The sequence below is a fragment of the Bradyrhizobium sp. HKCCYLS2038 genome (genome assembly GCF_051167655.1).
In the GTDB taxonomy this organism is placed as follows: domain Bacteria; phylum Pseudomonadota; class Alphaproteobacteria; order Rhizobiales; family Xanthobacteraceae; genus Bradyrhizobium.
The window spans coordinates 308,563-333,244 of sequence record NZ_JBNPTM010000005.1; the positions used below are offsets into that span (position 1 = coordinate 308,563).

Consider the following 24,682-nt stretch of genomic DNA (forward strand, 5'->3'; position numbering starts at 1 on the left):
CAGCACGATGTGCCGTCCGGGGCGCTGCATGCCGAGCCGCAGGCAGATGATAGTTGCACGATTCTGCTGCGCCGAGAAAAGACGTGATTGCCTAGAGATCAATCCATCGCGATCCGCTGCACTGCGGCAAGAACCGGCCGTGCATGGGCAATGCAGTATGGACGCGGGTCACCCTGTCGAAGCGACGGATCAGCAGCTCTCTCCGCGTCATTGCGAGCGAAGCAATCCAGGACTGCGCGCGCGACTCTGGATTGCTTCGTCGCTGCGCTCCTCGCAATGACGGCCCGCTGAAGCTCGGCCTCAAACGCCATCACAGCCGCCCACCGTCGGTGACGGAGAGGAAGCGCGGTGGGCACGGCGCGCGAGAGACTGTGTTCGCCGAGATGGCGGTGAAGCGCCTTTGCCCACCCTACAACTCAGCTGTCATCACCCGCGAAAGCGGGTGATCCAGTATTCCAGAGGCAATTGTGATCGACCGAGGGGCCGCGGCGTACTGGATGCCCCGCCGAAGCCTGTCATCGGGCTCGCCAAGGCGAGCCCGATGGCGGGGCATGACAGCAGTGTGAAAGGCGGGAGTGCCCTACCCCGCCGCTCCGATCTTGTCCTGCGTCTTGGTGTCGAAATCGCTGGCGTCGTGGCGTTCGTGGAGCTGGCTCTTGGGATCGCCGGAGACGCGATTGACCATGCGGCCGCGCTTCACCGGGATGCGCTGCGCGATCTGGTCGGTCCAGCGCTGGACGTTCTTGTAGTCCTGCACCGAGAGGAATTCGCCGCCTTCGTACAGCAGGCCCTTGGCCAGCGAGCCGTACCACGGCCACACCGCGATGTCGGCGATAGTGTAGTCCGGACCGGCGAGATATTCGCTTTCCGAAAGACGCCGGTCGAGCACGTCGAGCTGGCGCTTCACCTCCATCGCGAAGCGGTCGATGGCATATTCGATCTTGGTCGGCGCATAGGCATAGAAGTGGCCGAAGCCGCCGCCGAGATAGGGCGCGGCGCCCATCTGCCAGAACAGCCAGGACAGGCATTCGGCGCGCTTGGCCGGCTCGGTCGGCAGCAAGGCGCCGAACTTCTCGGCGAGATAGACCAGGATGGCGCCGGACTCGAACACGCGGATCGGCTCCGGGCCACTGCGGTCGAGCAGCGCCGGGATCTTGGAATTCGGATTGATGCTGACGAAGCCGGAGCCGAACTGATCGCCCTCGCCGATGCGGATGAGCCAAGCGTCATATTCCGCGCCGGCATGGCCGAGCGCCAAAAGCTCCTCCAGCATCACCGTGACCTTGACGCCGTTCGGCGTGCCCAGCGAATAGAGCTGCAAGGGATGACGGCCGACAGGCAATTCCTTGTCGTGGGTCGGCCCCGCGATCGGCCGGTTGATGTTGGCGAAGCGGCCACCGCTCGCCTTGTTCCAGGTCCAGACCTTGGGCGGGACGTAGCTGTTCTGTTCGGACACGAATAACTCCGGCGTGAGCGGCAATGATGCAGAGGTTTTAAGCGCATATGCCGTGAAGCGGAAGCCATGCCGCGCGCGGGCACCATCCGCATTTTCTGCATTGCGCGGTCGAACCTGCGATGACAGAACGGAGACAAGATAACAAGGACGGCCCCTGATGGGCCGGCCCTCGGAAACGCCGATGACTGCAAATCCCCTGCCCGCGGACCGCATTCCCGTCATCGTCGGCGTCGGCGAGATCGTCGATCGCCCCAAGGAGATCGGCGACGGCCTCGAGCCGCTGGCGCTGCTCGAACAGGCCATCCGCCGGGCGGAAAACGACGCCGGCGCCAAGCTGGTTCAGGACGCCGGCTCGCTCGACGTCGTCAATTTCCTGAGCTGGCGCTATCGCGATCCCGAGCGATTGCTGGCGCAGCGGCTGGGCATCAACCCGTCGCATTGTCACTACGGGCCGGTCGGCGGCGAGAGCCCGATCCGTTTCCTGCACGAGGCCGCGTTGCGGATCGCACGCGGTGAATGCGAGGTCGCCGTGGTCTGCGGCGCGGAGGCGCAGTCGACCGCGACCAAGGCGGAGCGCGCCGGCGTGCAGCTGCCGTGGACGCCGTTCGCCCATGATGTCGAGGAGCCGAAGCGCGGCGCCGCGTTCCAGAAGCCGCTCGCGGTCAAACTCGGCGTGTTCCGCCCGGTCTCGGTCTATCCGTTCTACGAGGTCGCGAGCGCGGCGAAGTGGGGTCAGACGCCGCGGCAGGCGCTCGCCGAATCCGGCGAGCTGTGGTCGCGCTTCTCGGCGGTCGCTGCGTACAATCCGAATGCCTGGCTGAAGCGGCATTTTGCGCCCGAGGAAATCACGACGCCGTCGCCCGACAACCGGCCGATCGCCTGGCCGTACACCAAGCTGATGGTCGCCAATCCCATGGTCAACATGGGCGCGGCGCTGATCCTGACAAGCCTTGCGAAGGCGCGGGCCGCCGGCATCGCCGACACCAGGATGATCTATCCGCTCGGCGGCGCATCGGCCGAGGATCCGCGCGACTATCTCACGCGCGATCAGTTCGCCGAGAGCCATCCGCAGAATGCGGTGCTGCAGGCCGCGATGAATCTGGTCGGCGGCACGGGCACGGCGTTCGACGTCATTGAGCTCTACAGCTGCTTTCCCTGCGTGCCGAAGATGGCGCGGCGAACGCTCGGGCTCGGCGCCGACGTCGAGCCCACCGTGACGGGCGGGCTGACCTTCTTCGGCGCGCCGCTCAACACCTACATGACGCATGCGGCCTGCGCGATGGTGCGGCGGCTGCGCGGCGGCGGCGCCAAGCGCGGCTTGCTGTATGGCCAAGGCGGCTTCGTCACCAAGCATCATGCGCTGGTGATCTCGCGCGAGCCGCCATCGGTGCTGTCGCAGGATGTCAGCGTCCAGGCCGAGGCCGACCGGCATCGCGCAACGGCGCCGGATTTCGTCACCGAGGCCGGCGGTCACGGCAAGGTCGAAAGCTTCACCACGTTGCATGACCGCAACGGCCAGGTCGAGCATGGCGTGGTCATGCTGCGCACCGAGCAGGACACCCGCACGCTCGCGCGCGTCCCTGCGCAGGATACGGCCACGCTGGCGCGCCTGATGAATCTGGACAGCACCCCGGTCGGCGCGCTCGGCACCATCACCATGGCGGCCGACGGCGTACCTGAGTGGACCGCGAATTAGTTGCTCCTCATCGACGATGGAATGGTCCAATAACGGTGGACGTGACGCGATGAGATTGATCGCTCACACCTCCCGCGCCTCTCGCTGCCATCGCGCATAGGCCGCATCCCAGCCGGGATCGGCGTCCGCCGCAAAGCCGAGTGTCCTGCCGCCGCCGAGGTCACGGAAGCCGCTCATCGCGCGGCGGTGCGCGCCGCTTCTGACATAGGCGCGCATGCTGGCCTCGTCGGTCCAGACCGTCAGCGTGTGATAGATCCCGTCCACTGGGCGGAGCTCGACGCGGAGATTACCAGGGGCCTTGCGCGCCTGACGCACCGCGCGCAGCGTATGCCACCAGAAGCGGACGCGGCGCACGAGGCCGCGATGCGGACGGAAGCCGGTGACGGAGACGTAGACGCTCATGGCGTGATCATGGGATGACGAACCTGGATCTCACACCGCTCCGACCCGATCGGCAGGCAGACGGCCGTCAGCAGAACGCTGCGCACCGCGGCGTGGATTTCGGCACGCGCATCACGCAACCGGCATCGTCTCAGCGCCCGCTGGCGCCCGGCGCCGCATTGACCGGCAGCGTGCCGGTGGTCTCCGGCGCTGACGGACGCGCGCGCTCGTCACCCGCGAGCTGCTGCTCGCGCTTGCGCTCGAGCGCCTCGTCGCGACGGGCTGCGGCGATCGCCAGGCCCGGGCTAAGCTTGAGCGCCTGGTTGAAGTCGGCGAGCGCCCGGTCGTAGCGGCCTTTCGCCAACCACACCGCGCCACGGTCGCTGTACAGCTCGGCATCTCTGAAGCTCATGCGCACGGCGCGATCGAGATCGACCAGCGCCTCGTCGAGTTCGCCCTTCTGCTGAAGCGCGAGGCCGCGGTCGCGAAACAGCGCCGGGTTGGACGGATCCAGCCGGATGGCGCTGTCGTAGTCGGCCAGCGCCAGGTCCCACCGGCCGAGACGCCCGAGGTCCTTGGCGCGATAGCGATAGATGTCGGCATTGCGCGGCGCGAGCTGGATCGCTTCGTCGAAATCGGCGACCGCGCGATCGAGATCGCCCTGCCGGCTGCGTTCCAGCGCCCGCTTCAGGAACGACGCGGCGGTGGTCGGAGCCGTCGCCGCGACCGCCTCGGCTGGCTTGGGCTCAGCAATGGCAGGCGGCAGAGGGGTCTCAGGCGCCGTTGGTTTGGCAATCGGATTCGCGACGCTGGCGGTGTCCTGAACGGGAGGCGCCGCGGCAATGTCGCGCGGCGCCGCAGGCGGCGGTGCAGAGGGTGGCTGCTGCGTGACCGAGCGCGTTGTCTGTGGCCGGCCGAGCCAGTCCCCCATTGACGGCAGCAGCAGGATCTCCAGCCCGATCAGGATGGCGCTGAGCACGGCCGTGGCGGCGGTGAACTGCAGGATCGCGTCCCAGCGCTCGCGCCGGGCGCGTTGACGCTTGTCTGCCAGATCAGCGTCGTACTCGGCGCGCAGATCGCGATCGCGCAGCACTTTGTAGGCGACGATGATCATCTTGAGCTCGTGCTCCGACGCCGCGTCGCCTCCGCCCTTCAGGTCGGGATGATGGGCCTTGGCGGCCTGGCGGAACGCCCGCTTGATCGTGTCGAGATCGGCGCGCGGCGAGACGCCGAGCACCTCGTAATGCGTCCTCATGGCTCGGCCCCGCACCCTGCCGGCGGGCCCGGCGCGTGGTCAAGCCGGGAGCAGATCGAGCGCATAATGGGCGCCATCACGGTTGAGCCGGCCGAACGCGGCCCATGGAAAATGAGATCCACACAGCAACATCTTTTCTGCAACGATACGATCGAGCAATTTGCGCCGGCTGGCTTCGGCTGCCGGCCCGTCCTGGTCATAGGCCCCGTGCCATTCGGGATGCCGCAGACAGAACGTCGGCACGTAGGCCGTATCACCCGAGATCATCAGCTGCTCCGCGCCGGAGCTGAGATGAAACGCGGTGTGTCCCGGGGTGTGCCCGGGAACGCTGACGAAATGAATGCCGGGCACCACCTCGTCCTCGCCCTCGACGGGCAGCACATTCTTCCAGCTCGGGATCACGCCCTGAATACGCCGCGCCAGCGACTGCCGCCATGGCGGCAGCCGGCTGGTCTGCGACGGGTCGGTCCAGAACTTGTACTCGGCCGCGGCGACGATGATCTCGGCGTTGGGAAACACCGGCGTGTCGGTGTCCTCGCGGATCAGGCCGAAGATGTGATCAGGATGGAAATGGGAAATGAGAATGGTGTCGATGTCCTGCGGACGAAGACCGACCGCCTTCAGATTGTCCAGCATCCGTCCGGAGATGAAGACCGAGTCGGAGTTGTAGCCCTGGACCTGACCACCGCCGCCGGCGTCGCACAGCACGGTCTTGCCTTTCAGCCGCACCACGAAGGTGGAGATCGGCACCGTGACGAAAGCGGTGCTGAGGCCGGCCGCGCGCTGCACCTCCTTGACGTCGCTGACGCTGGCATTGCTGAAGAAGCCGGCCTCGTGCGGCTTCTCCCAGACGCCGTCATAGAGCGCGATCACCTCGGCCTCGCCGATCATGATCCGGCGATAGCCGCGCTCGGGATCTTCCGTGCGGCGGCGCGGCTTGGCAGCCACGACGGCAATGCCGGCATCGAGACCAAAGGCCGCGGCAGCAGTCGCAGCCGTCAGCACCAAGTCCCTGCGCGAAACTCCGCCTGCTATCCAATCGCCTGCCACGCACAAATACCGCCGGTTGAAGGTGATCAGGATACAAGTAACCTGTGCACCTTAGCGGGATTATGGCATGATGACGGCCTTTCTAGCGGGCGGCTCGTTGGTAGCGAGCAAGGTAAACGCTGTTGCGGCGAGGTGACCGGCCGGAGCGACCCGGCATCTCGTTCGTGCATCGCACGCGACAACGGCCATAGTTGGCCGTCGCCGGTATCGAGAGACTGCCTGATCAGGCGGCGCGGACCGACTGCAGGAAGCGGCTGACCTCCTGCTTGAGCTTGTTGCTATCACCGGACAGCTGCCGCGCTGCCGTGAGCACCGTGCTCGAAGTGTCGCCGGTTTCGGCGGCGCCGCGCTGCACGTCGGTGACGTTGGCGGAGACCTGTTGCGTCCCCATCGCGGCCTGCTGAATGTTGCGCGAGATCTCGGCGGTGGCCGCCCCCTGCTCCTCGACGGCGGCCGCCACGGCCGCTGCGATCTCGGAGAGGCGCTCGATCGTCGTCGAGATCTCCCGGATGGCGCCGACCGATTCCTGGGTCGCGCCCTGAATGCCGGAAATCTGCTGGCCGATCTCGCCGGTGGCCTTGGCGGTCTGCTCGGCCAGCGCCTTGACCTCCGACGCCACGACGGCGAAGCCGCGGCCCGCTTCACCGGCGCGCGCCGCCTCGATGGTGGCATTGAGCGCCAGCAGGTTGGTCTGGCCGGCGATCGTGTTGATCAGCTCGACGACGTCGCCGATCCGGGTTGCGGCCTTGGAGAGCTCGCCGACGCGATCATTGGTGCGGCGGGCCTGCTCTACGGCATCGGCCGCGATGCGTGCCGACTCCTGGACCTGACGGCTGATCTCCCGCACGGATGACGTCAACTCCTCGGTCGCGGAGGCGACGGCCTGGACGTTGGCCGAGGCCTCTTCCGAAGCCGCGGCGACAGTCGTCGAAAGCTCCTGTCCGCGCATTGCGGTGCCCGACAGCGAATTCGCCGAGCTCTCGAGATTGCTCGACGCCGACGAGACGGTCTCGACGATATTGCCGATCGCCCCTTCGAAACTGTCGGCAAGCGCCGACATCTCCTGCTTGCGCGTGCGCGCCGCGCGCTGCTCCTGCTCCTGCAGCTCCCTGGCGTTGAAGCGCACCATCGTCTGCACCGTCTGCAGGTTGCGCAAGGCGCGGCCGATCTCGTCGTCGCGCGCGATGTGCATGCGGGTGTCGAGCTTGCCCTGGGTGATGTTCTCCATCGTCTCGTTGACATGATCGAGCGGCCCGACGATGACGCTGATGGTGCGCAAGCCGATGAGGCCGCACAGCACGATGCCTGCAGCCGCGATCGCTGCGCCGGCCATGCCGCCAAGCCCGCCTTCGCCGAACGAGATGATGCCGAGCGCGATCAGAAACAGTGTCTGCAATCCGACCAGCGTCCGCAGCCGCGATGCGATCGAGCCGGTGAACATCGCGAGGTGATCGAACAGCGAGCGACGCCGAACGATTCCGTCATCGATCTTGTAGCCGTGCGGCTTCTTTTCGCGGATCGCAGCATAGACCTGCTCGGCCTCGGCGCGCTGGTCGGATGGCAGCTTGGTGCGCACCGACGTGTAGCCGACGACTTGGCCGTCCTTGCGGATGGGCGAGGCGGTCGCCAGCACCCAGTAATAGTCACCGTTCTTGCGCCGGTTCTTCACCGCGCCGACCCACGGCCGCCCCGCCTTCAGCGTGGTCCAGAGATTGTCGAACGCCTCCGGCGGCATGTCGGGATGACGCACGATGTTGTGCGGCTGCCCCATCAGCTCGGCTTCGGTGAAGCCGGCGGCTTTGACGAAGTCCTCATTGAAGAAGGTGAGCTTGCCCTTCGCGTCGGTCTTCGACACGATCAGGGTGTCATCCGTGATCGGATATTCGACTTTGGTAACAGGCAGGTTCGTGCGCATGGCGAGACTCCCAGCTGATGACCCAAAGGTCATGCCTGACGGCTGTGGCGGTCACGCCCGCATTGGCATGACTGTTTTTGTTAGGTGCGATGCTCCACTTTTGCAGTCACCGATTAATCCAACATAAAGCTTTGCAACCGGGAAAATACGGATCGGCCCATCAATGCACCCGAGGTTGCATAACTGCGCGCATTCCGCCGCCTTCGCGGCCGGTGTATTGCCGACGCAGCGACATGGAAGCGGGGCTGACTTGATAGTGCGCGCTTCGAAACGTCGAAGGCCCGGGCGTCGCCGCCCAGGCCTTCGTTAAACGTCGAGATCGGAGCTGACCGATCGCTGCGATGTCAGCTCACGCCGCCCTCACCGAGCCGAGGAAGCTCGCGACCTCCTGCTTCAGGCGGCTGCTGTCGCCAGACAGCGCCTGTGCTGCCCCAAGCACCTGCGCCGAGGCGGCGCCGGTCTCGCTGGCGCCGCGTTGAACCTCGGTGATGTTGACCGAGACCTGCTGCGTCCCGTGGGCCGCCTGCTGGACGTTGCGCGAGATCTCCTGCGTCGCTGCGCCCTGCTCCTCGACGGCGGCCGCGATGGCCGAGGAGATCTCCGACAGCTTCTCGATCGTCGTCGAGATGTCCTTGATCGCCGCGACCGACTCCTGGGTCGCAACCTGGATGCTCGAGATCTGCTGGCCGATCTCGCCGGTCGCCTTCGCGGTCTGCTCCGCCAGTGCCTTGACCTCCGAGGCGACCACGGCAAATCCGCGGCCGGCATCGCCGGCACGTGCCGCCTCGATCGTGGCGTTGAGCGCGAGCAGATTGGTCTGGCCCGCGATCGTGTTGATGAGCTCGACAACGTCGCCGATGCGGGTCGCCGCCTTCGACAGCTCGCTGACGCGACCGGTCGTGCTGCGGGCCTGCCCGACGGCATCGATGGCGATGCGCGCGGATTCCTGCACCTGACGGCTGATCTCGGTGACGGAGGACGCCATCTGCTCGGTCGCGGATGCCACCGATTGCACGTTGGTAGTGGCTTCCTCCGACGCCGCGGCAACGGCCGTCGTCAGCCCCTGCGAGCGCGTCGCCGCCTGGGTCAGCGTGGTCGCAGACTGTTCGAGCTGGCTCGAGGCCGACGAAACGGTGTTCACGATCTCACCGACGGCTGCCTCGAACTGTTCGGCGAGCCGCTGCATGTCCGCCTTGCGCTGGCGGACGAGGACTGCGTCCTGCGCGCTCTTGGCCTCGGCTTCGGCGCGCGCCTTGTCCTCCGCATTGCCTTGGATCACCGTCACGGTCTTGGCGAGATCACCGATCTCGTCGCCGCGGGCCGCGCCGGGAATCACGATGTCGAGCCGGCCGCGTGCCATCTCGCCGAGCGCCGCATTCAGCCGGGTCAGCGGCCGCGCGATGCCGAGGAACGAGAACACGACCAAGCCGATCACCGACAACAGCACCGCCAGTCCGACGAACAGGGTGACATGGCTCGCCTGCGCGGCGACCTGATCGGCGTCGAAGCGGGCGCTGGCGTTGCGCGCGCGGGCATCCTGGACCGCGCCCGTCATCAGCTCGCCGGCCTCGCTGAGATAGATCAGCGTGCGATCACGCAGAATGGATTCCTTCATCCCTTCGATCTTCACCACATCGTCGTTGGCGACGACGAAATCCGAAGCGAGGCCGTTGAGCTTGGTGATCGTGGCCTGGATCTCGCGATCGTCGGCCAGCATGCGGGCATCGGTCAGCGCGCTCTTCAGCAGCGGCACCGTCTGCTTCAGGGTCGCGATCGCCGCGGCATCACCGGTCACGCCGAACCGCCATGCCTGGGAGCGCATGTAGTTCAGCTTGGCGTCGGCCGCGTGCAGCTGACGCTCGACCCGCTCACGGAAGGCGAGGTTCGGCAAGCCAGGCGAGGCCAGCAGCCCCTTCAGACTGTTGGACCATTCGTTGGAGACCGCGCTGCGCTTGTCGATCTGCAGCAGCAGCGTCTTTTGCGCCTCGGCGAGGTCCACCGCTCCGGCCGCGTAGCTCGTCATCAGCTGCTTGAGCCGGCTCAGCCGGGCGCGATTGTCGGCGGTCGACACGCTGGCCAGCGCGGCTTCGATGTCGGTGACCATCGCGGTCGAGAACTGCTGAATCTCGGCAGCCGCCTTCTCCGCGTCGGCCGGCGCCCGCGCCAGCCGCGCCGAGCGGCCTGCGAGCTGGGTCTGCTGCATGTTGATGCTGGCGGACAAGACGCTCTCGACGACGCGCCGCGCGCGCTCGGCCTGCTGACTGGCCTGGCCGACGGCTCTCTCCGCCATCATCTGGTTGACGATCATGCCGACCGCCAGAGATGCGCCGATGACGCCAGCGAGCCCGAGTTTGTAGCCGATCCGATTCAGTTTCATTGCCCCACCCACAGAAGGACGCGTCACGCGACGCACTCCGTCTCAGCGGTATATGGGTGAGGTACTAAGAGACCCGTTAATTTACGGGAGTCATCGCGCATTACACGCGAAAAACATCTGCTGATTCCTTGTGCTTTGCGGCGCTTATAACGGCACGAGCGATACAGATCGGGACATCGGCACCCCGGCTGTGCGGATCGTTCCGAAATCCGGCACAACACTGAGCAGCCGGCATGCGGCCGATGCGCCGCTAGCGCATCAGCCCCAATGCATCCGCGAAAAACTGCGGCCCGCCGAAATTGCCCGACTTCAGCGCCAGCAGCATGTCGCCTGCTTCAGCGCCGATCGCGCGCAACACCGGCACGCCGGCTGCGATCTCCGGCCCGACCAGGAAGCCCGGGATCCCGATTCGGTCGACGACGGCACCGGAGGTCTCACCGCCTGCCACGATCAGACGCCGGACGCCGGCTTGGATCAGCCCCTCGGCGAGATCGGCCATGGCCTGCTCGATGGCATGCCCAGCCGCCTCGCGGCCATGCTTGGCCTGCAGCGCGCCGACCTGATCGGGTGTGGCGCTGGAGGCGATCAGCACCGGTCCCTTGCCGATGCGCTCACGCGCCCAGGTCAGCGCCCGGTGCGTTTCGTCAGGGCCGGCGACGAGGCCCGCCGCGTCGAGGTGCAGCACCGGCATGATGTCTTCGGCCTGCGCGATCTGCTGCAACGTCGCCTGCGAGCAGCTGCCCGCGAGACAGGCCGCGAGGCCGCCGACCGGCGCGTCGGCGTGATGATGCGCGAAGGCGTGCGAATGCGCCTGGCCGGCCGCGACCAACGCCCGCGCCAGGCCGAGCCCGATGCCGGAGGCGCCAACCGAGACCTTGTGCTGCAGGGCGGCCGCACCGATTGCGGTCAGGTCGGCATCGAACACGGCATCGACGATCGCCGCCGCCATGCCCTGCCCGACAAGCTCCTGCAGCCGGTGGCCGATGGCCTCGGGGCCGTGCACGACGGTCGCGAGATCGACCAGACCGACCTTCCGCCGGCTCTGGCGGCCGAGCACGCGCACCAGATTGGCATCGTGCATCGGGTTGAGCGGATGATCCTTCAGCGGGCTCTCGTTGAGCGGCACGCCGCCGACGAACAGGTTGCCCTGATAGACGGTGCGCTTGGTTTCCGGGAACGCCGGCGTCACCAGCACGATGCCATCGCCGGCATCGCCCGCGAGCGCGTCCATGACAGGGCCGATGTTGCCGGCATCGGTGGAATCGAACGTCGAGCAGATCTTGAACAGCACGTGGCGGGCGCCCCGCGCGCGCAGCCATTTGTCCGCCTCGCGCGAGCGCGTCACGGCTAGCGAGGCCTCGATCGAGCGGCTCTTCAGTGACACCACGACCGCGTCGACCTCGGGCAATGCGAGATCGTCGGCCGGGACGCCGATGGTCTGCACGGTGCGCAGGCCGGCGCGGGTCAACGTGTTGGCGAGATCGGAGGCGCCGGTGTAGTCGTCGGCGATGCAGCCGAGCTTGAGGGTCACGGCTTCACTCCCTTGTAGGGCGCGAACCAGCCGAGCCCGTCCTCAGTGCGGCCGCGCGGATTGTACTCGCAGCCGACAAAGCCCGCATAGCCGAGACGGTTGAGCTCGCCGAACAGGAACGGATAGTTCAGCTCCTCGCTGTCGGGCTCGTTGCGCGAAGGGATGCTGGCGATCTGGATGTGGCCGGTGATGTCCATCATCTCGCGCAGCCGCATCGTCACGTCGCCATGGATGATCTGGCAGTGATAGATGTCGAACTGCAGCTTGAGGTTCGGGATCTTCAGCTCGCGGATCAGATCGCGGGCGAAGCCGAAATCGTTGAGGAAATAGCCGGGCACGTTGCGCGCATTGATCGGCTCGATCACGACGTCGAGGCCTTCAGGCGCGAAGAACTCCGCCGCCCATGCCACCGACTTGTAATAGGCCTCGACCGCTTTCGCATCGTGGCGATCGGCGATGCCGGCCATCATGTGCAGCCGCTTCACGCCGGTCGCCTTGGCATAAGGCAGCGCCGTCTCCAGGCTCGCCTTGAGATCGTCAAAACGCTCCGGCAGCGCGGCGAAGCCCTTCTCGCCGGCATCCCAATTCCCAGGCGGCAGGTTGAACAGCGCCTGGGTCAGGCCGTTACCGTGCAGGCGCTTGCCGACCTCCTCGACCGGATGATCGTAGGGAAACAGGAACTCGACCGCGGTGAAGCCGGCCTTGGCAGCGGCGGCGAAGCGGTCGAGGAACGGATGCTCAGTGAACATCATCGAGAGATTGGCGGCGAAGCGGGGCATGGTGCGAACTCGCGCTGTGACGTGCAGACGTTACTTGCAGACGCTACTTGGAGGAGCCCGGCAGCTTGGTGCCGGTGACCTGGGCGTACATCCGCGCCACCGAGGCGTCGTCGTCGCGGCCCATGCCGGCGGCTGATGTCATCAGGAACATCTGCAGTGCGGCGGCCGAGACCGGCACCGGGAAGCGATGGCTGCGCGCCATGTCCTGGATGATGCCGAGGTCCTTGACGAAGATCTCGACGGCGCTGCGCGGCGTGTAGTCGCCGTCGAGCACGTGCGGCATGCGGTTCTCGAACATCCAGGAATTGCCGGCCGAGGCGGTGATGACCTCATAGACCTTCCTGATATCGAGCCCCTGCTTGGCAGCGAACGCGATCGCCTCGCTGGCGGCGGCGATGTGCACGCCGGCCAGCAGCTGGTTGATCATCTTGAACGCGGCGCCCTGGCCGGCGGCATCGCCGAGCTCGTAGAGCTTGGCGGCCATCGCATCGAGCGCCGGGCGCGCCTTGGCGAAGGCGGCAGCGCCGCCCGAGGCCAGGATGGTCAGCTCGCCCTGCGCGGCGCGCTGCGCGCCGCCGGAGATCGGCGCGTCGAGATAATGCCGGCCGGTGGCCTCGAGCTGCTTGGCGAGGCGGCGCGCCACGTCCGGGTCCATGGTCGCGGATGAGACGAACACCGACTCCTTCGGCATGGTCTCGGCAGCACCGCCGGGACCGAACAGAATGGCTTCTGTCTGCGCCGCATTGACCACGACGCTGACCACGATGTCGGCACCCGCGGCCGCCTCGGCCGGGCTGTTTGCCCCCTTGCCGCCGTCGGCGACGAACCGCGCCACCGCGTCCGCCGAGACATCGCATCCGGTGACGACGAAACCTGCGCGCTTGAGCGAGGTCGCCATGCCATATCCCATCGAGCCGAGCCCGATCACGGCGACGTTCAATTGCGTTGGCGATGGCATGCGGCAGATCCTCGACGCGTTTCCTGGTGACGGTCCGGTTGGCCCGGCTCGGTCCCTGGGTAACACGGCTTGGCCGCGCTGCCAAAGCGTGAGACAAAGCCCGCAACCCGCGAACCACCGAGGACTGATAACGTGGCGGAAACTGCTGTACGCGAGGCCATCTGCCGGTTCGGCCGCTCGCTGTTCGAGCGCGGCCTGACGCCGGGGTCGTCCGGCAACATCAGCGTGCGGCTCGACGACGGCGGCTGGCTGGTGACGCCGACCAACGCCTCGCTCGGTTTCCTCGACCCGGCCAAGCTGTCGCGCCTCGATGCCAACGGACAGCTGGTCTCGGGCGACGCGCCGACCAAGGAGGTGCCGCTGCACACCGCGCTGTACCAGACGCGCGACGCGGCGCGCGCCGTGGTGCACCTGCACTCGACGCATTCGGTGGCGATCTCGATGCTGCCGGAGATCGATCCGCGGATGGCGCTGCCGCCGCTGACACCCTATTATTTGATGCGCTGCGGTCAGACCGCGCTTGTGCCGTATCATCGTCCCGGCGATCCCGCCGTTGCCGACGCCATCAAGGGCTTGGCCGGCAAGTATGCCTCGGTGCTGCTCGCCAATCATGGCCCGGTGGTTTCCGGCGACACCCTGGAAGCCGCGGTCTTCGCGATGGAGGAGTTGGAGGAGACGGCAAAGCTCTATCTGCTGCTGCGCGGGCTCAATCCGCGTCATCTGTCGCCGCAGCAGGTCGATGATCTCGTCAAGGTGTTCGGCCTCTCGCTGCCCGACCACAGCGACCATCACTGACCGAACCGGCCTGGATGGATGCGCATGCAATATCTCGCACCGTCGCCGGCCGAGATCGAGGCAGCGACCCGCATTCTGTTCGAGGAGGCCCGCTTCTATCGCTGGTTTCCGATCGCAACCGAGTCCTACGAGATCTTTGCGGAATCCAATCCGATCGGGGCAGCCGAATTGCGCGCCATCGCCGAGCGCATGCTGATGGCGGCGGCAGAGAGCAAGTTGCGCACCCGGCTGCGCTAGCCGTGCTGTCCCTGCACCGCCACGCCGCGCGCTTAAGTCTTCTTGCCTCCAGACAGCAACAATGCCTAAGATTGAGGCAGAACTTGACTGCGGGGGCAACGACCAGACGCTTGATCGATAGGCAGACACCGGTGGCGCCGGTCCCACGGGACGCGGCTGCAGCGTCGGTTCTTCACTTTATCGATTGCAGCATCATCGGCTGAGCACACCCCGGGAGGAAAGGAAAAGGCAAAAATGCCGCCACAACGCCGTGGTCGCAGCTGTTTTCCCGGGCCGCGGCCCGGCCCGAGCGCATCGCCGCCGGCCGCTGGCGATACGATCCCCCCGATTGCATACGCGTCGGCTTCAGCGCGCGCTCTCTGTGCAGCGCACCGTCCGCTGGCCAATCTTTGGCATATCCGTTGCAGACATCACTCGGGTCGGGAGCCGGGCACCCGATGGTGCGGACGCTGACCGATGCCCGGTTCTCGGCGAAAAGGTTAGACACGGAGGGCGGATGGCGGCGGGCGCGAGCTTGGAACTGGTGAAGGTGACGAAGATGTACGGTCACGTCACCGCCGTCGATGCGATCGACCTGCGGATTCCCGCCGGCTCCTATTGCTGCCTGCTCGGTCCGTCCGGCTGCGGCAAGACATCGACCCTGCGCATGATCGCGGGACACGAAGCCGCGACATCCGGTGACATCATCGTCGGCGCCAGGAACGTGACCGAATTGCCGCCGGCCGGACGCGGCACCGCAATGATGTTCCAGTCCTATGCGCTGTTTCCGCATCTGACGGTGATCGACAACGTCGCCTTCGCTCTGAAGATGAAGGGCGTCGCCAAGCCCGAGCGCCACGCCCGCGCCCGCGAGCTGCTCGAGCTCGTCGACATGCAGGGCTTTGCCGGCCGGCTGCCGGCGCAGCTCTCCGGCGGCCAGCAGCAGCGTGTGGCGCTGGCCCGCGCCTTGATCACCTCGCCCCAGGTTCTTCTGCTCGACGAGCCGCTGTCGGCGCTGGATCCGTTCCTGCGCCTGCGCATGCGTGCCGAGCTGAAGCGGCTGCAGCGCGAGCTCGGCCTCACCTTCATCCACGTCACCCACGGCCAGGACGAGGCGATGGCGCTGTCCGACCTGGTCGTGCTGATGAACGGCGGCAAAATCGAGCAGCAGGGCAGCCCGCGCGAGATCTTCAACCATCCGCGCACCGAATTCGCGGCCCGCTTCATCGGCGGCCACAACGTGATCCCCGTGAAGGGTGACACCTTCGCCGTGCGTGTCGACCGCATCCAGCTGAAGGCGCCGAACGCTGCGGTCGATGGCCCCGCGGTGCCGGGCACGATCAGCAAGATCGAATATCAAGGCACGTATGTGCTGCTCGCCGTCGCGACCGACGGCGGCCCCGAGATCTCGGCGCAGCTCAGCGACGACCAATTCGATGCGGAGACCCACAGCATTGGCGAGCGTGTCATCGTCACCTGGAATCCGGCACTCGCCGATGCGCTCACGCCCCGCCCCGCTTCAGCCGCGCCAGCTGCAGAGCTGGTCGCCTGATTTCGTCGACCTTTTCTTTCGTTCCTCAAGGAGATGATGATGACTAATCGATCGAAGACACCATCCGTCAGCCGCCGCTCGCTGCTCAAGGGCGCGGCCGGGATTGCCGGTCTCGCCGGCACCGGCACGCTGCTCAGCGCGCCCTACGTCCATGCCGCCGATCCGAAGGTGCTGCGCTATCTCGGCACCGCGGTGAACGAGGGCGACGAGATCTCGAAGAAGTGCCTCGCCGACACCGGCATCAAGATCGAGTACATCACGGCGACGACCGATGACGTCACCAAGCGCGTCATCACCCAGCCGAACTCGTTCGACGTGCTCGACACCGAATATTTCTCGCTGAAGAAGCTGGTTCCGTCGGGCAACATCTTCCCGCTCGATGCGCGCAAGATCAAGGAGTTCAACAACATCACGCCCGTCTTCACCAAGGGCGAGCTGCCGAACGGCAAGAAGATCGGCGGCCAGGGCACCGCGCCGTGGAAGGTGCTGTATCTCGACGGCGCGAACTCCAAGACCTTCTCGGCGACGCCGACCGAATACGTCACGCTGATTCCGACCGTGTACAACGCCGACACGCTCGGCATCCGTCCCGACCTGATCAAGCGTCCGATCTCGTCCTGGGCCGAGCTGCTTAATCCCGAATTCAAGGGCAAGGCCTCGATCCTCAACATCCCCTCGATCGGCATCATGGACGCCGCCCTCGTCGTCGAGGCGACTGGCCAGTACAAATATGCCGACAAGGGCAACATGACCAAGGCCGAGATCGACCTGACGATGAAGGTGCTGACCGAGGCCAAGAAGGCCGGCCAGTTCCGCGCGTTCTGGAAGGACTTCAACGAGTCGGTCAACCTGATGGCCTCGGGCGAGACCGTGATCCAGTCGATGTGGTCGCCGGCCGTCACCAAGGTGCGCTCGATGGGTATCCCTTGCGTGTTCCAGCCGCTCAAGGAAGGCTATCGCTCCTGGGCCTCGGGCTTCTGCGTGTCGAAGGCGGTGGGCGGCAGCCCGAAGCTCGACTGGGCCTACGAGTTCGTCAACTGGTACCTGTCCGGCTGGGCCGGCGCCTATCTCAACCGCCAGGGCTACTACTCGGCCGTGCTCTCCACCGCCAAGGCCAACATGACCGAGGACGAGTGGGGCTACTGGATGGAAGGCAAGCCCGCCAAGAACGACATCAAGGCGCCGGACGGCACCCTGATGGAGAAGGCTGGCGCCGTGCGCGACGGCGGCTCCTATGACGACCGCATGGGCGGCGTGGTGTGCTGGAACGCCGTCATGGACGAGAACGACTACATGGTCCGCAAGTGGAACGAGTTCATCGCCGCTTGATCTGACCAGCCATTGCTGCCGCGCCCATGGCGTCATGGGCGCGGCAGACGTTTCCAGCGCCAGCATCCGCATCGACAGGTTTCAGCCGTGGCCGTGACGATCGACAATTCGCCCGACACCGCAGCGCCCGCGGAGAGCAAGCTCCGCAAGCTCACGATGCGCTCGATCGCCTGGCTGCAGGCCGGACCGATGACGCTGGTGTTCGCGCTGTTCTTCCTGTTGCCGCTGGTGCTGGTCGTCATCGTCAGCGTCTGGGACTACAACGAATATGAGATGATCCCGGCGCTCAGCTTCCGCGGCTACACCGATACGTTCGAGGGCTGCGTCGCCAATCTGCCCGAGCTGTGCACGATCCTGAAGACCTATCTGAAGACGCTGAAGCTCTGCCTGCTGACCTGGGGTCTGACGCTCCTGATCGGCTTCTGGGTCGCCTATTTCCTCGCCTTCCACGTTCGCAGCAAGACCTGGCAGATCGTGCTGTCGCTGCTGTGCACGATCCCGTTCTGGACCTCCAACGTGATCCGGATGATCGCCTGGATCCCCCTGCTCGGCCGGAACGGCCTGGTCAATCAGGGCCTGATCGGCGTGGGCGTCGTCAACAAGCCGGTCGAGTGGCTGCTGTTCTCGGAATTCTCGGTGGTGCTGGCGCTGGTCCACCTGTTCACCTTCTTCATGGTGGTGCCGATCTTCAATTCGATGATCCGCATCGACAAGCGCCTGATCGAGGCCGCCTACGATGCCGGCGCCTCCGGCTGGCAGACGCTGGTCAATATCGTCATTCCCTTGGCGAAGCCCGGCATCGTGATCGGCTCGATCTTCGTCATCACCATCGTGATGGGCGACTTCGTCACCATCGGCGTGATGGGCGGCCAGCAGATCGCCTCCGCCGGCAAGATCATCGAGGCCCGGCTGTCGGCGCTGCAATTCCCGGCCGCCGCGGCGAACGCCGTGATCCTGCTCGGCATCACCATCATCATCATCTCCGCGCTGACGCGGATCGTCGACGTGCGCAAGGAGCTCTAAAGAGATGGGAGACAAGCGCCCCCGCTCCTTCTACATCCTCGCTGCGTTCTTCTCGGCCTATGTGCTGTTCCTGTACGGGCCGATGATCGCGATCTACATCCTGTCGTTCCAGGGCCCCGACGGCGGCCTCACGTTCCCGATGAACGGCGTGTCGCTGACCTGGTTCGGCAAGGTGTTTTCCGGCGGCGGCATCGTCGACATCGGCGCCGCGTTCAAGCGCTCGCTGGCGCTCGGCCTCGTGGTGATGGTGATCACGGTGGTGCTGTCGGTCGCGGCCGGCATGGCGTTCCGCAAGCCGTTCCGCGGCGCCTCGATCCTGTTCTACACCGCGATCGCCAGCCTGATCATGCCGTCGATCATCACCTCGCTCGGCATCGCGCTGGAGTTCCGGCTGATCGACGACTTCATCAACAAGCACGCCGCCGATTACGGCCTCGGCTGGCTGGCCGAGGGCCACACCACCGCGATGGGCCTGTTCACCTCGGGCCTCGGCGCGCACCTGACCTGGACGCTGCCGTTCGGCCTCTTGATCATGTTCGCGATCTTCAACCGCTTCGACGGCCGGTTGGAAGAAGCCGCCCGCGATCTCGGCGCCACCCCCTGGCAGACCTTCCGCCACGTCGTGCTGCCGATCATCCTGCCCTCGGTCGTCGGCATCGGCCTGTTCGGCTTTACCCTGTCATGGGATGAACTGGCACGCTCGAGCCAAGCGATCGGCTCGGTGAACACGCTGCCGCTGGAACTGCAGGGCCTCACCACGACGGTGACCAAGCCTGACATCTACGCCCTGGGCACGCTGACCTCGGCGGTGTCGTTCGTGGTGATCTTCGCCGCATTGTCGGTGATCCTGGTGCTACAGGCGCGCCAGCGGCGGCAAGGCTCGGATGCGGGCAAGGGGATGGTGTGAGACGAGACGGCTGAACGGTTGAACGCCCGACCGCCGGTATCGTTCGACATCCTCGCCAACGAGACCTTCGCCTTGGCCCCTGGATTGCTTCGCTACGCTCGCAATGACGGTTGTGGCGAGCACAGCAGATCCCACATACTCCGTCATCGCGAGCGCAGCGAAGCGATCCAGGGGCAGCAGCAAAGACTCCAAATGATACTGCGCCGCTTCGCCTGATGTGCTGGGTGCGCCGATGAAACAGCCTTACGTGTACATCATGGCGAGCGGCCGGAACGGGACGCTCTACGTGGGCGTGACGAGCGACCTGCCGAACCGGGCCTACCAGCATCGTGAAGGCCTCGTTCCGGGCTTCACCAAGACCTACGGCTGCAAGATGCTGGTGTGGTACGAGCCGCAAGAAACGATGATGGCTGCCATCGAACGCGAAAAGCAGATCAAGTCCGGCAACCGCAAGAAGAAACTATTGCTGGTCGAAGCGCTAAACCCGCAATGGCTAGATCTCTACGAGACGCTGATCTGAGTCGAACTCAAAGTTTTACCGACCAAGCGGCCCCTGGATTGCTTCGCTGCGCTCGCAATGACAGTTGTGGTGGGCACCGAAGTTCCCACGTACTCCGTCATCGCGAGCGCAGCGACGCGATCCAGGGGCTGCAGAAAAGACTCCGGATTGCATATTCGCTCGCGATGACGGCAGGACTGACGGCGGCGCTTTGCGCACCCGACGAGGCATCGCCTCAAAGCCCCAGATACGCCTTGCGCACGTCCTTGTTGCCGCTGATCTCCGCCGCCGTGCCCTGCATGAGCACGCGCCCCGTCTGCAAAATGTACGCCCGATCCGCGATCTCCAGGCACTCCGCCATGCGCTGTTCGACGATCAGCACGGTCATGCCGACGTCGCGAATGCGCTTGACGGCCTGGAAGATCTCGTCGACCAGCTTTGGCATGATGCCCTGCGACGGCTCATCGAGCATCAAGAGCCGCGGCCGGGTCATCAGCGCGCGGCCGATCGCCAGCATCTGCTGCTCCCCGCCGGACAAGGTCTCGGCGCGCTGTTCGAGTCGCTCCGACAGCCGGGGGAACAGCTTGAAGACGAACTCCAGCGGCCCCTCGCGATTGGCTTCGCTGCGATAGAGATAGCTGCCGAGCCGTAAGTTATCGCGCACCGAGAGCCGCGGAAACAGCCGGCGGTTCTCCGGCACGTAGGCAATGCCCTTCGCCGTGATCAGATGCTGCGCCATGCCGTCGATGCGGTTGCCGTCGAAGGTGACGGAGCCGGCGCGCGGCCGCTCCGCGCCCGCGATCGACTTCAAAAGCGTCGACTTGCCGGCGCCGTTGGCGCCGGCGACGCAGACGATCTCGCCCTTCTCGACGTCGATCGAAACGTTCGAGATCGCAACCAGGCCCTGATAGGCGGTGGTGACGTCACGCACCGACAGCATGGCGGTCTCCAAGATAGGCGGAAATGACTTTGGGATCACGGACGACGTCCGCAGGCTTGCCTTCGATCAGCACCTTGCCGAGATCGAGTACGATGGCGCGGTCGACCAGCGGCATCACGATCTCCATGACATGCTCGACCATCAGCACGGTGATGCCGGTGTCGCGCACGCGCCGGACGAGCTCGACGCCCTTCTGCGATTCGACCGGCGTGAGGCCGGTCAAGACCTCGTCGAGCAGCAGCAACTTCGGCTCCGTCGCGAGCGCGCGGGCCACCTCGAGCCGCCGCTTTTCCGACGGCACGAGATCGCTCGCCAGCACATCGGCGCGGGCGACGAGGCCACAGAATTCCAGCACCTCACGCGCCTTGCGACGGGCCTCGCCCATGTTGGTGGTGCGCACCAGCGCTCCGACGATGACGTTCTCGATCACCGTCATGCTCTCGAAACTCTTCACGACCTGGAAGGTGCGTCCGATGCCGCGCTGGCAGCGCTCGGCTGCCGGCAATGCCGTGACGTCCTCGCCGTCGAAGATGATCTGGCCCTCGGTCGGCTTGAACGCGCCAGCGATCAGGTTGAACAGGGTCGACTTGCCGGCGCCGTTCGGACCGATCAGGCCGACGATCTCGCCGCGCCCGACCGAGATCGAGACGTCGGAATTCGCCGTCAGGCCGGAGAAGCGCTGGGTGATGTTGCGGGTTTCCAACAAAGCGGTCATGACGCCACCGCCTCTCGCACCGGCTGAGCGGCCGGCTTCGGCTTGCGGGAGAACAGGCTGACGAGCCCTTGCGGCCGCGCCAGCGAGATCGCGATGATCAGGCCGCCATAGACGATCAGGTCCACGCCGCGGCCGGAGCCGCCGATATAGGAGTTGGTGAGCGTGGTGAGCGGGATCAGGATCACGGCGCCCAATGGCGGGCCCCACAGCGTTCCGATGCCGCCGAGCACGGCCGGGAGCGCCATCAGCAGCGAGACCTGGAAGCCCATCACGCTCTCGGGCGAGATATAGGCGACGAACTGCGAGAAGAAGCCGCCGCCGACCGCAACCAGGAACGAGGACACCGCCGCCGCGCCCATCTTGGAATTGAACACTACGACGCCCAGGCTCTCTGCGGCCTCCGGATTGTCCTTCACCGCGCGCCACCAATAGCCCCACTTGGAATCCGCCAGCCACCAGGTGGCCAGCCACGCGACACAGCTGAGCCCGAGCGCGAAATAGAAGTAAGGCACCTTGTCGCGCCCGAACTGGAGCGTTGCCCAGCCTTTGGCTCCCGGCGTGATGTCGATGCCCATGGCCGCGCCCGCCCATTCCCAGTTCTGGATCAGCAGCAGGACGATCTCGGCGATGACGATGGTGGCGATGACGAAGTAATGCCCGCGGAGCCGGAAGCACGGATAGCCGAGCGCCATCGCGATCACAGCTGACAGCACGCCGCCGACCGGCATTCCGAACCAGGGCAGCACGCCGAACTTGGTGAACAGCAGCGTCGTCGTGTAGGCGCCGACGCCGAAATACAGCGCATGGCCGAGCGAGATCTGGCCGCAATAGCCGGACAGGATGTTCCAGCTCTGTGACAACGCGACATAGAGCAGCGTCATCACCATGAGCTCCTGATAGTAGCCGTTGGTGACGACCAGCGGCAGCAGCGCAGTGAGGAACGCCAGACCGGCCGCGACGATGAGGTCCCGTCGGCGATGTTGATTGAATGCCTTGTCCATCAGATTGATCCGAAAAGGCCGCGCGGGCGGACGAAAACGACGAGCAGGTAGACGCCGTAGATGCCGACGGCCTTCAGCGACGGCGGCAGGATCAGGGTGGTGACGGCCTCGACGAGACCGACCACGATGCCGCCGGCGAAGGCGCCGAAGACGCTGCCGAAGCCGCCGAGCGCCACCGTGACATAGGCGATGGTGGCAAAGGAGGCGCCGACATCGGGGAAGACGTAGAAGAAGATCGCCATGACCGCGCCGGCGAGACCGACCAGCGCAGCGCCGAGGCCCCAGCCGAGTGCGAACACCTTGTTCTTGTCGATGCCGACCAGCGCCACTGCGCCTGCATCCTCGCGCGTCGCCTCCAGCGCCCGACCGAAATCGGTGCGGTGGATGAAGAAGTACAGCCCCGCGAAGGCCGCGATCGCGATCAGCGCGCCGACCAGTTGCGGCTGCGGCAGATAGATGCCGGCGATCGAGATCGTCTTGCCGCCCAACCAGGAGTGCGGGATGCTGCGATAGTCAGGGGTGAAGAAGTACTGCGCGACGCCGCGCATCAGCACCGCAAGACCGAAGGTGGAGAAGATCTGCACCATGCCGGTGTTGGCCTTCGCCCTGACCGCAAATCTCACGATCAGCAGGTAGACCACCGCACCGAAGACGAACAGCGCGGCGGCGACCAGCGGCGCTGCCAGCAACGGGTCGAGCGCGAGATAAGCGAACAGGAAGAACGTCGCGTACATCGCGATCATCAGGAATTCGCCATGGGCGAAGTTTACGACGTCCATCAGGCCGAAGATGAGCGCCAGGCCTACGGCGATCAGGCCGTAGAGCAGCCCCATCAACAGGCCGCTGGCGAGACTTTGAATGATTGTTTCTGCTGTCACTTCACTTGCTCCCCCGTCATTGCGAGCGAAGCGAAGCAATCCAGACCTTCTCTGCGGCCCCTGGATTGCTTCGTCGCTACGCTCCTCGCAATGACGGAGCACGACAGATGCTCCGCCATGGTTTCCCGCCCTCGGGCCGGAGATGCTTATTTCATCGGCCAGCTGGCTTCGGCCACGGCGGCCTGGGTCGGGAAGATGGTGACGAACTTGCCGCCGACATATTGCAGCAGCACCGGATCGGCGTCGTTGTTCTGGCCGCTCTCGTCGAACTTCACCCGCTTCCACGGCATGATGGTCTGATCGCCCGGCATATCGGTCGCGGCCAGCGCGTCGCGGATCTTCTCGCCGTCGACGGACTTGGCGCGGTTGATGGCATCGGCCATCACGATCAGGCCCATGAACTGGCGCGACGAATAATCGTTGAAGTCCTTGCCCGACTTGGCCTTGAACATGTCGTTGATCTTGCCGACCATCGGCCGCTTGGCGGCGAGGTCGAGCGAGAACGAGCCGCGTGAGATGACGCCTTCGAGCTTGTCGCCGACGGCGTCGTACAGCGCCTTCTCCGAGAAGCCGGCGTCCTGGGCGACGATCGCGTTCGGCTTGTAGCCGAGCTCGGCCATGGTCTTGACCAGCAGGATGCCGTCGGTGGTGTAGCTCGACGGCATCAGCACGTCGGCATTGGCAGCCTTGAGCTGCTGCACCTCGGCCGACAGCGACGGCGAGTTGGCGCGGTACTTGATGTCGGCGACGACCTTGTAGCCGCGCTCCTGGGCGAGCTTGAGCTGGGCGTTGCTGGAATCGGTGCCGAAGATGGTGTCCTCGTGGAACAGCGCGAGCGTCTCGATCTTGGTGCCCTTCTTCTTCATCGCGTCGAAGAAGTCGAACATCGCCTGCGAGAACATCTCGTCATGCGGCGCGGCGCGGAAATAGTACTTCAGGCCCTTGCGATGCAGGCTGGGCGAGGAGTTGTCGGCGGAGAGATACGGGATCTGGTAGCGCTCGCAGCTCTGGCTCGCGGTGACCGCGACGGCGCTCTGATAGGAGCCGATGATGGCGGAGACCTTCTCCTGCGTGATCAGGCGCTCGGCCTCGGCGCGGCCCTTCTGCGGGTCGGCCTGGTGATCGGCGAACACCAGCTTGATCTTGGCGCCGCCGAGGCCCGGCAGGCCCTCGGTGCGGGCGAGCGGAAGGTCGAAATCGTACTTGCCGTTGATGAGCTCGGCCGCGGTCTCGAACGCGCGCTGCGCGTCGACGCCGATCTGGGCGCTCGCGCCCGAGAACGGATAGATGATGCCGATCTTCACTTCCGAGGTCTGGGCGCGGGCGGCGATCGGGCCGAGCGCGGCGGCGGCAGTGGCTCCAAGCAGGACGTTACGGCGCGTGATGGTCATGGCGATATCCTCTGGGGTAGACGACTGAGAGCGATGAA

22 protein-coding genes are annotated in these 24,682 nt (G+C 65.7%); 8 read left to right on the forward strand and 14 right to left on the reverse strand.

The features are described 5' to 3' along the window. Positions 1-580: 580 nt before the first annotated feature. Positions 581-1,456 carry a glutathione-dependent disulfide-bond oxidoreductase gene (gene yghU / locus ACQR1I_RS23310; RefSeq protein ID WP_434868272.1) on the reverse strand — a complete coding sequence of 292 codons (876 nt, stop codon included), beginning with the start codon at positions 1,454-1,456 and terminating at the stop codon, positions 581-583. A gap of 181 nt (positions 1,457-1,637) precedes the next feature. On the opposite strand from yghU, the gene ACQR1I_RS23315 reads away from it, so the two are divergent. Continuing rightward, complete coding sequence (locus ACQR1I_RS23315) at positions 1,638-3,152, forward strand: acetyl-CoA acetyltransferase (protein WP_434868271.1); 1,515 nt, start codon at positions 1,638-1,640, stop codon at positions 3,150-3,152. 63 nt (positions 3,153-3,215) lie between these two features. Here the strand turns inward: ACQR1I_RS23315 and ACQR1I_RS23320 are convergent, their stop codons facing one another. The 8 genes from ACQR1I_RS23320 to ltnD all read right to left on the reverse strand — a co-directional run bounded on the left by ACQR1I_RS23320 (position 3,216) and on the right by ltnD (position 13,398). Continuing rightward, positions 3,216-3,554, reverse strand: a complete 339-nt coding sequence (locus tag ACQR1I_RS23320; RefSeq protein WP_434868270.1) for an antibiotic biosynthesis monooxygenase family protein — start codon at positions 3,552-3,554, stop codon at positions 3,216-3,218. Positions 3,555-3,684: 130 nt separating this feature from the next. Then, the gene (locus ACQR1I_RS23325; RefSeq protein WP_434868269.1) at positions 3,685-4,788 is read right to left on the reverse strand and encodes a J domain-containing protein; all 1,104 of its coding nucleotides are present in this window, start codon (positions 4,786-4,788) and stop codon (positions 3,685-3,687) included. 39 nt (positions 4,789-4,827) lie between these two features. Then, positions 4,828-5,793, reverse strand: coding sequence for an MBL fold metallo-hydrolase (locus ACQR1I_RS23330; protein ID WP_434868268.1), 966 nt, complete (start codon positions 5,791-5,793; stop codon positions 4,828-4,830). A 268-nt stretch (positions 5,794-6,061) separates the two neighbouring features. Further along, positions 6,062-7,753, reverse strand: a complete 1,692-nt coding sequence (locus ACQR1I_RS23335) for a methyl-accepting chemotaxis protein (RefSeq protein WP_434868267.1) — start codon at positions 7,751-7,753, stop codon at positions 6,062-6,064. Between the two features lie 349 nt (positions 7,754-8,102). Beyond that, a complete protein-coding gene (locus tag ACQR1I_RS23340; RefSeq protein WP_434868266.1) occupies positions 8,103-10,130 on the reverse strand; it encodes a methyl-accepting chemotaxis protein in 2,028 nt (675 codons plus the stop codon). 250 nt (positions 10,131-10,380) lie between these two features. Then, complete coding sequence (otnK, locus tag ACQR1I_RS23345) at positions 10,381-11,661, reverse strand: 3-oxo-tetronate kinase (protein WP_434868265.1); 1,281 nt, start codon at positions 11,659-11,661, stop codon at positions 10,381-10,383. Further along, positions 11,658-12,440 carry a 2-oxo-tetronate isomerase gene (gene otnI, locus ACQR1I_RS23350; RefSeq protein WP_434868264.1) on the reverse strand — a complete coding sequence of 261 codons (783 nt, stop codon included), beginning with the start codon at positions 12,438-12,440 and terminating at the stop codon, positions 11,658-11,660. Before otnI ends, otnK begins: the two co-directional genes overlap by 4 nt. Before the next feature lie 43 nt (positions 12,441-12,483). Then, positions 12,484-13,398 carry an L-threonate dehydrogenase gene (gene ltnD / locus ACQR1I_RS23355; protein ID WP_434868263.1) on the reverse strand — a complete coding sequence of 305 codons (915 nt, stop codon included), beginning with the start codon at positions 13,396-13,398 and terminating at the stop codon, positions 12,484-12,486. Positions 13,399-13,530: 132 nt separating this feature from the next. Between ltnD and otnC the strand changes: the two genes are divergently transcribed. The 7 genes from otnC to ACQR1I_RS23390 all read left to right on the forward strand — a co-directional run bounded on the left by otnC (position 13,531) and on the right by ACQR1I_RS23390 (position 19,740). Next, positions 13,531-14,193, forward strand: a complete 663-nt coding sequence (gene otnC / locus ACQR1I_RS23360) for a 3-oxo-tetronate 4-phosphate decarboxylase (RefSeq protein WP_434868262.1) — start codon at positions 13,531-13,533, stop codon at positions 14,191-14,193. Between the two features lie 24 nt (positions 14,194-14,217). Beyond that, entirely contained in the window at positions 14,218-14,430 is a 213-nt protein-coding gene (locus ACQR1I_RS23365; RefSeq protein ID WP_434868261.1) for a hypothetical protein, read from the forward strand. Positions 14,431-14,926: 496 nt separating this feature from the next. Continuing rightward, on the forward strand, positions 14,927-15,961 hold the full coding sequence (locus ACQR1I_RS23370) for an ABC transporter ATP-binding protein (protein ID WP_434868260.1): 1,035 nt from the start codon (positions 14,927-14,929) through the stop codon (positions 15,959-15,961). Positions 15,962-16,000: 39 nt separating this feature from the next. After that, positions 16,001-17,290: an ABC transporter substrate-binding protein gene (locus ACQR1I_RS23375; protein ID WP_434868259.1), complete on the forward strand. Its 1,290-nt coding sequence runs from the start codon at positions 16,001-16,003 to the stop codon at positions 17,288-17,290. Positions 17,291-17,377: 87 nt separating this feature from the next. Then, positions 17,378-18,313 (forward strand): ABC transporter permease, encoded by a 936-nt coding sequence (locus tag ACQR1I_RS23380; RefSeq protein WP_434868258.1) that lies wholly within the window; start codon positions 17,378-17,380, stop codon positions 18,311-18,313. A 4-nt stretch (positions 18,314-18,317) separates the two neighbouring features. After that, a complete protein-coding gene (locus tag ACQR1I_RS23385) occupies positions 18,318-19,220 on the forward strand; it encodes an ABC transporter permease (RefSeq protein ID WP_315719168.1) in 903 nt (300 codons plus the stop codon). Positions 19,221-19,452: 232 nt separating this feature from the next. Continuing rightward, entirely contained in the window at positions 19,453-19,740 is a 288-nt protein-coding gene (locus ACQR1I_RS23390; protein WP_434868257.1) for a GIY-YIG nuclease family protein, read from the forward strand. A gap of 214 nt (positions 19,741-19,954) precedes the next feature. On the opposite strand, the gene ACQR1I_RS23395 is transcribed toward ACQR1I_RS23390, so the two are convergent. The 5 genes from ACQR1I_RS23395 to ACQR1I_RS23415 form a co-directional block, all read right to left on the reverse strand. After that, entirely contained in the window at positions 19,955-20,659 is a 705-nt protein-coding gene (locus ACQR1I_RS23395) for an ABC transporter ATP-binding protein (RefSeq protein ID WP_434868256.1), read from the reverse strand. Next, positions 20,643-21,374, reverse strand: a complete 732-nt coding sequence (locus tag ACQR1I_RS23400) for an ABC transporter ATP-binding protein (protein ID WP_434868255.1) — start codon at positions 21,372-21,374, stop codon at positions 20,643-20,645. The genes ACQR1I_RS23395 and ACQR1I_RS23400 overlap by 17 nt, the downstream gene beginning before the upstream one ends. Further along, positions 21,371-22,375, reverse strand: coding sequence for a branched-chain amino acid ABC transporter permease (locus ACQR1I_RS23405; protein ID WP_434868254.1), 1,005 nt, complete (start codon positions 22,373-22,375; stop codon positions 21,371-21,373). Before ACQR1I_RS23405 ends, ACQR1I_RS23400 begins: the two co-directional genes overlap by 4 nt. Then, positions 22,375-23,253 (reverse strand): branched-chain amino acid ABC transporter permease, encoded by an 879-nt coding sequence (locus tag ACQR1I_RS23410; protein ID WP_434868253.1) that lies wholly within the window; start codon positions 23,251-23,253, stop codon positions 22,375-22,377. The genes ACQR1I_RS23405 and ACQR1I_RS23410 overlap by 1 nt, the downstream gene beginning before the upstream one ends. 146 nt (positions 23,254-23,399) lie before the next feature. Next, the gene (locus ACQR1I_RS23415; RefSeq protein ID WP_434868252.1) at positions 23,400-24,644 is read right to left on the reverse strand and encodes an ABC transporter substrate-binding protein; all 1,245 of its coding nucleotides are present in this window, start codon (positions 24,642-24,644) and stop codon (positions 23,400-23,402) included. Positions 24,645-24,682: the final 38 nt, after the last annotated feature.